This is a genomic window from Bradyrhizobium sp. (assembly GCF_049512235.1).
Taxonomy (GTDB): domain Bacteria; phylum Pseudomonadota; class Alphaproteobacteria; order Rhizobiales; family Xanthobacteraceae; genus Bradyrhizobium.
The window spans coordinates 1-9,237 of the sequence record NZ_JBEKXH010000262.1 but is presented as its reverse complement, the minus strand read 5'-3'; the positions used below and the strand labels follow the sequence as shown (position 1 = coordinate 9,237).

Annotated in this window: 10 protein-coding genes and 1 tRNA gene; 8 read left to right on the top strand and 3 right to left on the bottom strand. The window is 63.4% G+C overall.

Going from position 1 to position 9,237, the window contains the following annotated elements:
* The first annotated feature begins 376 nt into the window (after positions 1 to 376).
* From ABSG20_RS22185 to ABSG20_RS22165, 5 genes are all read left to right on the top strand, one after another.
* On the top strand, positions 377 to 1,765 hold the full coding sequence (locus ABSG20_RS22185) for a cytochrome P450 (protein ID WP_423866656.1): 1,389 nt from the start codon (positions 377 to 379) through the stop codon (positions 1,763 to 1,765).
* 46 nt (positions 1,766 to 1,811) lie between these two features.
* A complete protein-coding gene (locus tag ABSG20_RS22180) occupies positions 1,812 to 3,224 on the top strand; it encodes an adenylate/guanylate cyclase domain-containing protein (protein WP_423866655.1) in 1,413 nt (470 codons plus the stop codon).
* A 144-nt stretch (positions 3,225 to 3,368) separates the two neighbouring features.
* The gene (locus ABSG20_RS22175) at positions 3,369 to 3,872 is read left to right on the top strand and encodes a tellurite resistance TerB family protein (protein ID WP_423866654.1); all 504 of its coding nucleotides are present in this window, start codon (positions 3,369 to 3,371) and stop codon (positions 3,870 to 3,872) included.
* Positions 3,873 to 4,108: 236 nt separating this feature from the next.
* Positions 4,109 to 4,888, top strand: a complete 780-nt coding sequence (locus ABSG20_RS22170; RefSeq protein WP_423866653.1) for an SDR family NAD(P)-dependent oxidoreductase — start codon at positions 4,109 to 4,111, stop codon at positions 4,886 to 4,888.
* Between the two features lie 194 nt (positions 4,889 to 5,082).
* Entirely contained in the window at positions 5,083 to 5,895 is an 813-nt protein-coding gene (locus ABSG20_RS22165; RefSeq protein ID WP_423866652.1) for a glutamine amidotransferase, read from the top strand.
* Between the two features lie 42 nt (positions 5,896 to 5,937).
* Here ABSG20_RS22165 and ABSG20_RS22160 read toward each other — a convergent pair.
* Positions 5,938 to 6,013, bottom strand: a tRNA-Ala gene (locus tag ABSG20_RS22160).
* 200 nt (positions 6,014 to 6,213) lie between these two features.
* Here ABSG20_RS22160 and ABSG20_RS22155 point away from each other — a divergent pair.
* From ABSG20_RS22155 to folD, 3 genes are read left to right on the top strand one after another with little or no spacing between them, the layout of a single operon-like run.
* Positions 6,214 to 6,504 (top strand): YggT family protein, encoded by a 291-nt coding sequence (locus ABSG20_RS22155; RefSeq protein WP_423866651.1) that lies wholly within the window; start codon positions 6,214 to 6,216, stop codon positions 6,502 to 6,504.
* A 30-nt stretch (positions 6,505 to 6,534) separates the two neighbouring features.
* Positions 6,535 to 6,855: a DUF167 family protein gene (locus ABSG20_RS22150; RefSeq protein WP_423866650.1), complete on the top strand. Its 321-nt coding sequence runs from the start codon at positions 6,535 to 6,537 to the stop codon at positions 6,853 to 6,855.
* Positions 6,856 to 6,874: 19 nt separating this feature from the next.
* Entirely contained in the window at positions 6,875 to 7,759 is an 885-nt protein-coding gene (gene folD, locus ABSG20_RS22145) for a bifunctional methylenetetrahydrofolate dehydrogenase/methenyltetrahydrofolate cyclohydrolase FolD (RefSeq protein WP_423866649.1), read from the top strand.
* A gap of 19 nt (positions 7,760 to 7,778) precedes the next feature.
* On the opposite strand, the gene ppa is transcribed toward folD, so the two are convergent.
* On the bottom strand, positions 7,779 to 8,309 hold the full coding sequence (gene ppa / locus ABSG20_RS22140) for an inorganic diphosphatase (RefSeq protein ID WP_423866648.1): 531 nt from the start codon (positions 8,307 to 8,309) through the stop codon (positions 7,779 to 7,781).
* A gap of 98 nt (positions 8,310 to 8,407) precedes the next feature.
* Positions 8,408 to 8,917 carry a GNAT family N-acetyltransferase gene (locus tag ABSG20_RS22135; RefSeq protein WP_423866647.1) on the bottom strand — a complete coding sequence of 170 codons (510 nt, stop codon included), beginning with the start codon at positions 8,915 to 8,917 and terminating at the stop codon, positions 8,408 to 8,410.
* Positions 8,918 to 9,237: the final 320 nt, after the last annotated feature.

Below are 9,237 nucleotides of genomic sequence, written 5' to 3'. Positions count from 1 at the left end.
CTCTGTCCAGTGCGGAAAATCCGCCATCGATCGTCATGCGGGGCGGCTAAGAGTAAAGGCAGGTGGCCCATGCAGGCGCATGAAATTCTCTCAAAGGTTGTTATGTATGATATGAACAACCAATCGTAACTAAAGCTGCGCCAAAACCGCAAAAATGCAATTGATCGCAGTATCATAAGCGATCCGGGGGTCGACGAAAGCCCCCGCGACGCGCGCCAGAGGGAGCGCTGCATCGCAAGCTTCGATATGACTCGAAGTTCGGAAACGTTGTACCTAACTGTTGGGCGACCTGCACGCCTTGATGGCGCCCGGATGCTAGTCGCCGATACGGCGGCGATGCCGAATGTTTCCATGATCGTCTTCGAGGGGTTGCCCGATGAGCCTAGCCGAAGCCTACGACAGGCCGGTCACGCGTCGGCCGCTGGTGCCGCCTTATCCGCCGCGTGCGCCCGATACCATGACCGCGTTCGGGCGGATGCGGGCCATGCGCGAGAGCGGGCTCGCCAGCTGGGGACAACGCGCCTACGAGGAGGATATCATCGAAGGCCGCTTCCTCGGACGCTCAAGTTTCATTCTCAACTCGCCGGAGGCGATCCGGCATGTCCTGGTCGACAACTACGAAAACTACCGGCGCACGGCGCCGACGATCCGGCTGTTGCGTCCGGTGCTGGGCGACGGCCTGTTGATCGCCGAGGGCCGGGCCTGGAAGCACCAGCGCCGGACGCTGGCGCCGGCCTTCACGCCGCGCGCGGTGGCGCCGCTGGTGCCGCACATGATCGCGGTAACCGATGAAACCATCGCGGCGCTGAAGACAACCGCTGGCCAGCCGGTCGATCTGCAGGCGGCGCTGCAGCGGATGACGCTCGAGATTGCCGGGCGCACCATGTTCTCGTTCGAGATGGGCCGCCATGGACCGGCGCTGCGCGATTTCGTGATGGAGTATGGCATCAGGCTGGCGCGGCCGCATCTGCTTGATCTGGTGCTGCCACTGAGCTGGCCGAGCCCGCAGGATTTTGCCCGCGCCCGCTTCCGCAAACGCTGGACGCGTTTCATCGGCGAGCTGATGGCGGAGCGCCGCGCCGCCGGCAAGAACGAGGGCGCGCCGCCGCGCGATCTGTTCGATCTGATGGGCACCGCGCGCGACCCCGAAACCGGCGAGGCCTTCAGCGACGAACAGCTTGGCGACGAGGTCGCGACCATGATTCTCGCCGGTCACGAGACCACCGCCACCGCCCTGTTCTGGACCCTGTATCTTCTGGCGCTGGATCCGGCCACCCAGCAGGAACTGGCCGATGAGGTAGCGGGCGCAACCGTGAACGGCGAGCCCGATAGCGAGCGGCTGAAATTCAGCCGCGCCGTGGTCGATGAGACCCTGCGCCTCTATCCGCCGGCCTATCTGATCGCGCGCGCTGCCGCAGGCCCGGATACCATCGCCGGCCTTCGCTTGAGAAAACATGACGTGATTCTGATCGCACCGTGGCTGCTGCACCGGCACGAAAAGCTTTGGCGCGACCCGAACGCGTTCATCCCCGCTCGCTTTATGCCGGGGGCGCCGCCGCCCGATCGCTTTGCCTATCTGCCGTTCGGGGTCGGCGCCCGGGTCTGCATCGGCGCGCATTTCGCGTTGGTGGAAGCCACCCTGGCGCTGGCCAAGCTGATCGGCGCCTTCCGTGTCGAACTGCACGACACCGGGCCGGTAATGCCGATCGGCGTGGTAACGACGCAGCCCGATCGCTCGCCGATGTTCCGCATCACGCGTCGGTGACGACACATTGCGCTGGCGTTGCGATGATGCCATCTAGGATTTCGGCATGAGCGAGACAAAAGCCCAGTTTTCCCTGTTGAAACAGACCGCCGACCCCGCGGTGGCCGATGCCATCCAGCGGCTGGTCGAAAACGGCGAGGACCACGAACTCAACCGCATCAACCTGTTGGATTTTGCGACGCGGACCGGGCTCGACGAAGAGCGGGTGATCTCGGGCTTCCTGCATGCGTCGCGGCTCGGGCTGTTCGATCTCACCTGGAACGTGCTGTGCCCCGGCTGCGGCGGCGTGCTCGATGCCCATGCCACCCTGAAATCGCTGCGTCCCGACGATTATCACTGCGGACTATGCGCCTGCGGCTACGAGGCCTCGGTCGACGAGCAGGTCGAAGTCGCCTTTACGGTCAGTCCGCGGGTCAGGCGCATCGCCGCGCACGACCCCAACACGCTGCCGCTCTGGGAATATTTCAAGCAGGTGTTCTGGAGTTCGGGCGTCGATTTCAACAAGGAGTCGTTCGCGACGCTGACCGACGAGGTGGTGCTCGATGCGCTTGAACTGCCGGCGGGCGAGAAGGCGGTGATGTCGCTGCAATTGCCGCCGCAATTCATCATCGTGTTTGAGCCGGTGACGCACACCGCCCAGTTCATCGATGTGCAGGGTGAGCCGACCAGGGAACGGCAGCAGCTTCAGCTGATCTACAACAAGACGCCGCAGCCCACCGGGGCCACCGTCACCTTGCGCCCCGGCCCGCTGCGGCTGGCGCTCGACAATCAGGCCGGCGTGCGGGTGCTGCCCTCGGTCTTCATCGCCGCCGAGGGGCTTCATCATTTGATCGGCAAGCGCAAGCCGTTCCTGACCGCCAAGCGGATGCTGACCAACCAGACCTTCCGCGACGTCTTCAAGGCCGACAACCTCAACATCGATCAGCGCCTCAAGATCACCTCGCTGACGTTCCTTTTCACCGACCTCAAAGGCTCGACCGCGCTGTATGAGAGGGTCGGAGATCTCGTCGCCTTCGATCTGGTGCGCGCCCATTTCCATGCGCTGCTGGAGATCATCTCCTCGGAGAAGGGCGCCGTGGTGAAGACGATCGGCGATGCCGTGATGGCGACCTTCATCAGGCCGGAACACGCGATCGTCGCCGGCTTGCGGATGCGCGCCGCCATGGATGCGCTCAATGCCGAGCGCGGTACCGACGACCTGGTGGTCAAGATCGGCATTCACGAAGGTCCGTGCCTCGCCGTCATGCTCAACGAGCGCCAGGATTATTTTGGTCAGACCGTCAATATCGCCGCCCGGGTTCAGGGCCTGTCGACTTCGCGGGCAATCCACATTACCGGACCGGTGATCGACGTCCCCGCGGTGGCCGCGATCCTCGACGAAGCTGATATCGCGCCCATACAAAAGCAGGCCGCGCTGCGCGGCATTGCCGACAAGATCGTCGTCTATGAATTACCCTGAGCGAGCCGCGCTTGGGATTTCCGAATAGTAATACAAAGCATTGGAACCGGCGCGGATTGCGCAGGTTGGGTTCCTGACGCATATATCTCTTGTTGGCCCCGCTAGCTTTGGCCGACGGGCCTTATGCTACTTCGGATGGACACGATGCTGGATGGACTGCGCCAATTCATTGCCGATGTCGTTTCTCCCGGCGCGCACCCGGATCGGACCTTCGACGATACCGGATATCGCCTGGCGGCGACGGCGTTGCTGATTCACGTCATTTCGCTCGACGGCGAGCCGTCCGAAGTCGAAAAGCGCAAACTTCACAGCCTGATCGAAAGCCGGTTCGGGCTTGACCCCGGCACGGCGGATCGATTGATCGCGTCGGCGACCCTGGTCGAGGGCGACGCGGTCGATCTTTATCACTTCACCAGCGTCATCATGCGTTCGGTGAATGAAGCAGGCAGGTTCCGCATTGTCGAAATGATGTGGGAGCTGGTCTATGCCGACGGTCAGGTCTCGGAATTCGAGGATAATGTGGTGTGGCGCGCGGCCGATTTGCTCGGCGTGTCGTCGCGCGACCGCATCGATCTCAAGCATCGTGTGGCATCCCGCCAGCCCGCGGCGTCGGCAAGGGGCGGCGGGATCGCGGACGCGGCCATGTGACGGACCGGCGCGGGCGGCCGTTTCGAGCTTTCGAATTGGAGGTGCCCGGACATAACGAAATTGTAATGTCCCTGATAAGGCACGATTGGCGAGGGAATGTTGCTATTCGTTGCCAAACGACGGCCGTCTGGGTTCGCCGGTATGCTTGCGGGGGGCTTGCATCCCGCCTAAGGCGTATGCTCTCGTCGAAAGCGTTGGCGGGGATGTCCCTGAGTTTTATTTAAGAGCATTGAATCGTGACCGAGCGTGTGACGCTGATTACCGGTGCCTCGGCGGGAATAGGCACCGAACTGGCACGCGTTTTTGCATCGAATGGCCATCGCCTGGCCCTGGTGGCGCGACGCGCGGATCGCCTTGCGGCGCTAGCGAATGAAATCGCCGCCGGTTGCGGAACCGCGCCGATCGTGATCGCCTGCGATCTCGAACAGCCCGATGCTGGCGACAGAATTGCCGCTGTTTTGGCCGCAGCGGGGGTTGAGGTCGAGTATGTCGTCAATAATGCGGGCTTCGGACTGTTTGGTACTGCGATCAAGCTCGATCGCGCCGAACAGCTCGGCATCATCGCGGTCAATATCCGCGCGCTGACCGATTTGTCGTTGCGGTTTTCGGAGCACCTGATCCGGCATCGCGGCGGCATCCTCAATGTCGGGTCGATTGCCGGCTTCCTGCCAGGGCCAGGAATGGCGGTTTATTATGCCTCCAAGGCCTATGTATTGTCCTTCAGCGAAGGATTACGCCTGGAGCTTGCACCGCAGGGCGTGCGGGTGACGACGCTGTGTCCGGGGCCGGTGCCGTCGGAATTCCAGGCCCGGGCGGGGTTTCTGCCCGGATTTGATTCCACGATCCTCAATGTCTCCGCCGCTGACGTCGCCCAGGCGGGGTATCGCGGGCTGATGGCCAACAAGCGTATCGTGCTGCCCGGCCTCGGCATCAAGGTCGTCCCGTTCCTGCTTCGGTTTGTTCCGCGCGGCTTTGTGCTGGCGGCGGTCGCCCGCTTTCAGCTGCGGAGGCGATGAAAGGGCTCCGGGCCCCTCTTGGCCCGCAATTTGCTTCTGAGCTAAAAGGACAGAGCTGCTGACAGGAGAGAGTTGCTGACAAGGGAGAGCTGCTGACAAGACGCGGTTTATGTGACGCAGCTCATATGACACTCATACGAAATTAAGAATTGATTAGGTAAGATTTCGGCTCGATAGAAGCTGAAGAAAATGCGATGTCCTTCCACTCGGTCAAAATCAACGCCGAAGCCCTGCTGCAGCTCCCCGCCGGGGTGCGGGCGTCTGCTGCGGCGCCTTCGGCTGCAAAGCCCCGGCTCCCGGTTCTGATCATCCTGCATCAGGAAACCTCGACCCCCGGCCGGGTCGGCAATGCCTTGCGGGCGCTCGGGTACAAGCTCGATATCAGGCGACCGCGGTTTGGCGATTCCCTTCCCGGGACGCTGGAGGGCCACGCCGGCGCGGTCATTTTCGGCGGCCCGATGAGCGCCAACGATCCTGACGATTATGTTCGCCGCGAAATCGACTGGATCGCGGTGCCGCTGCGGGAGCAGCGGCCCTTTTTGGGGATTTGCCTGGGCGCGCAGATGCTCGCGATGCAGCTCGGCGCGCGGGTGGCGCCGCATCCGCAAGGCCGCGCGCAGATCGGATACTATCCGATCCGCCCGACGCAAGCGGGCACCGTGGTCTGCCCGCATTGGCCTGACCATGTCTACCACTGGCACCGCGAGGGATTCGATCTGCCCAAAGGCGCCGAATTGCTGGCGGAGGGAAGTGACTTTCCGGTTGAGGCGTTCCAGCTCGACCACGCTTTCGGTTTCCAGTTTCATCCCGACGTGACCTACGCGATGATGCATCGCTGGACCACGCGCGGCCATGCGCGGCTCGAACTGCCGGGCGCTCGCCCGCGCCATCTCCACTTCGCCGATCGCGAGGTCTATGACGCGGCCGAGCGCGCCTGGCTGAAGCACTTCATCGAGGGTTGGCTGGCCCGCATGCCGTTCGCGGTGATGTCGGAAGCCGCGGAATAGCGGCGCGACGTGGCTGCGCAATGCGTAGCCGCAGGCGAAGCGTGGTGGAGCCAGGCGGGATCGAACCGCCGACCTCGTCATTGCGAACGACGCGCTCTCCCAGCTGAGCTATGGCCCCTTCGCGACCGACTGACGCGTGAAACAGCAGCGGCCAACAATCGCTGCCATTTACAATCCGTGCCAAGGCCAAGTCAAGAACGCCGAAATCGGGGATTTACGCCTGTTTTGCCCGGAGCTTCCCTTGTTTGCGAGGGGTGGAACCGATATTTAGCGGGAAGTCGAATCCGCGACCGAACTCCCGCGAGTAAGCCCCCCACCATGCGTGCCGTTCTCGATATTGTCCTGATCGTTCTGGATCTCTATGTCTGGCTCTTGATTGCCTCGGCGATCCTGTCCTGGCTGATCGCCTTCAATGTCGTCAACACGCGCAACCAGTTTGTGTCCGCGGTGGCAGAGTTCCTGTACCGGATCACCGAGCCCCTGCTGGCACCGATCCGCTCGGTCATGCCGAATCTGGGCGGGCTCGATATCTCTCCGATCATCCTGATCCTGATCATCATGTTCATCCAGCGGGTGATCACCTACTACATCTATCCCGCCGTATTCTGAAGCCGCGCCTGGATGCCCGATGAATGCTTGATGCAACCCTGGCGCGCCTCCACCGCGGGCATCAGCGTCGCGCTGCGGGTGACGCCACGCGGCGGCCGCGACGATATCGAGGGATGCGAGACGCTGGCCGACGGCCGCGCGGTGGTCAGGGTGCGGGTCCGCGCCATCGCTGACGGCGGCAAAGCCAATCGTGCGGTGACCGAACTGATGGCCCGGGCGCTCGGGGTGCCCAAGGCGAGCGTGCGGCTTCTCGCCGGGACGACATCGCGCCACAAGCGGATTGCGATCGACGGCGATCCCGCAAAGCTCGGCGAAGCCTTGCGCAAGCTGATCGCGGCCTGGCCTCACTGATGCAGCGGTAAGGATGGAAATGACGGCCCGTATCATCGATGGAAAACTCATCGCCGCCGAGCTGCGCGCCCGTGTCGCCGAAGAGGTCGCGCGGTTGCAGTGCGAGAACGGGCTGACGCCGGGGCTTGCGGTCGTGCTGGTCGGCAGCGATCCGGCCAGCCAAGTCTATGTCCGCAACAAGCACAAGCAGACCCAAGCCGCCGGCATGGCCTCCTTCGAGCATGTGCTGCCGGCCTACGTCGCGCAGGCTGAAGTGCTGGCGCTGATCGAAAAGCTCAATCGCGACGCGAGCGTGCACGGCATTCTGGTGCAGCTGCCGCTGCCGAAGACCCTTCACACCGAGACCGTCATCAGCGCCATCGATCCGGCCAAGGACGTCGACGGGCTGCATCCGAACAACGCCGGACGCCTGGCCGGCGGCCTCGCCGCGCTGTCGCCATGTACCCCGCTCGGCTGCATCATTTTGAGCAAGCGCGTGCACGCCTCGCTGGAGGGCATGAACGCCATCGTGATCGGCCGGTCCAATCTGGTCGGCCGGCCGCTGGTGCAATTGCTGCTCAATGAAAACGCCACGGTGACATCAGCGCATTCGCGCTCGCGCGATCTCGGAGAGCTCTGCGCCCGCGCCGATCTGGTCTATGCCGCGGTGGGCAAGCCCGAAATGGTACGCGGCGACTGGATCAAGCCCGGCGCCACCGTGATCGATGTCGGCATCACAAGGCTGACGGGTCCCGACGGCAAGACCCGTCTGGTCGGCGATGTCGCCTTTGCCGAGGCCGTCGACGTCGCCGGCGCCATTACCCCGGTGCCCGGCGGCGTCGGCCAGATGACGGTGGCCTGTCTCTTGGTGAATACCTTGCGCGCGGCCTGCGCCATCCACGGGTTGCCGAAGCCTGCGGTGTGAGGCCGTCCGCAGCTCGCCCCTACTTCGCCGTGGCGCGGGCGATGCCTTCCAGGATCAGCTGGTGGGCGACGTCGGCGCCGCCCCAGCGCAGCACCTTGACCCATTTGCCGGGTTCGAGATCCTTGTAGTGCTCGAAGAAATGCTGGATCTGCTGCAGCGTGATGTCGGGCAGGTCGCCATAGTTCCGCACCTTGTCGTAGCGCTGGGTCAGCTTCGAGGACGGCACCGCGATGATCTTCTCGTCGCCGCCGGCTTCGTCCTCCATCAGCAGCACGCCGACCGGCCGCACGCTCATCACGGCGCCCGGGACGATCGCGCGGGTGTTGGCGACCAGCACGTCGCAGGGGTCGCCGTCGTTCGAAAGCGTGTGCGGAATAAAGCCGTAATTGCCGGGATAGCGCATCGCGGTATAGAGAAACCGGTCGACAACCAGCGTGCCGGCTTCCTTGTCCATCTCGTATTTGATCGGCTCGCCGCCCACCGGCACTTCGATGATGACGTTGACGTCATGCGGCGGATCGTTGCCGATCGAGATGGCGTCTATGCGCATGGATGGCTCCGCACGGCCTTGAGGTCAGATACCGTTATCAGGGACCGACGGCGCGGGCCAAGACAGATTCCGCGCCCGGAAGCCCGGACAATAAAATCTCAGCTGGTCCAGGCGAAGGCGACCTTGTCGAGCGACTTCGGTCCGAATTTCTCCGAGGAGCGCGCCACCATGCGGCCACCCAGGGCGCGGTAAAACTCGGTCGCCGGATCGTTGTCGGACAGCGCCCAGATCACCATGCTCTTGAGGCCGCTCTGCAGGAGGTCGCGCCGCGCGGCGGTGAAGAGGCGGCGGCCGAACCCCAGACCCTGAAACTCCGGACGCAGATAAAGCTCGTAGATCTCGCCTTCGAAGTGCAGGCTGCGGGCCCGGTTGCGGCCGTAATTGGCATAGCCTGCGACCCGGTCGCCGAACACCAATACGCTGACCCGGCTGCCCTTGCGGATGGCGCTGTCCCACCATTGCGGGCCGCGGCGGTTGATCAGCTTCTCCAGCTCGGCACCGGGAATGATGCCCTGATAGGCCGAACGCCAGGCTTCGTCATGGGTGGACGCCACCGCGGCTGCATCCGCAGCTTTGGCCGGCCGAACCTCGATCAGGGTTGTGCTCATGGTTCTGATCAAAGCAAGTCAGCGCGTCCGCTTCAAGGTCCATCGTTAATTATCGGTTAACCTGTGGATTTTGTGCATCAGTATTAGGGGCTGACTGTACCGAAAGAGGACAGGCGGCCGCCTAAAACGGCAGTTGGCTGATGCCTGACAGGGCATGACGGCCCCTAGCCCGGGTTTTGCGGGGGAACGGTCACGCAAAAATGCGCTGGATTTGATTCGCCGTGCGTATTCTGCTGCCGCGACCGAATCCTGTTCGACCCTCACGCCAGGCCCGTTCATGCAACCGTTCAAGGCATTTCTAGCTCTGCTGATGCTGGCCG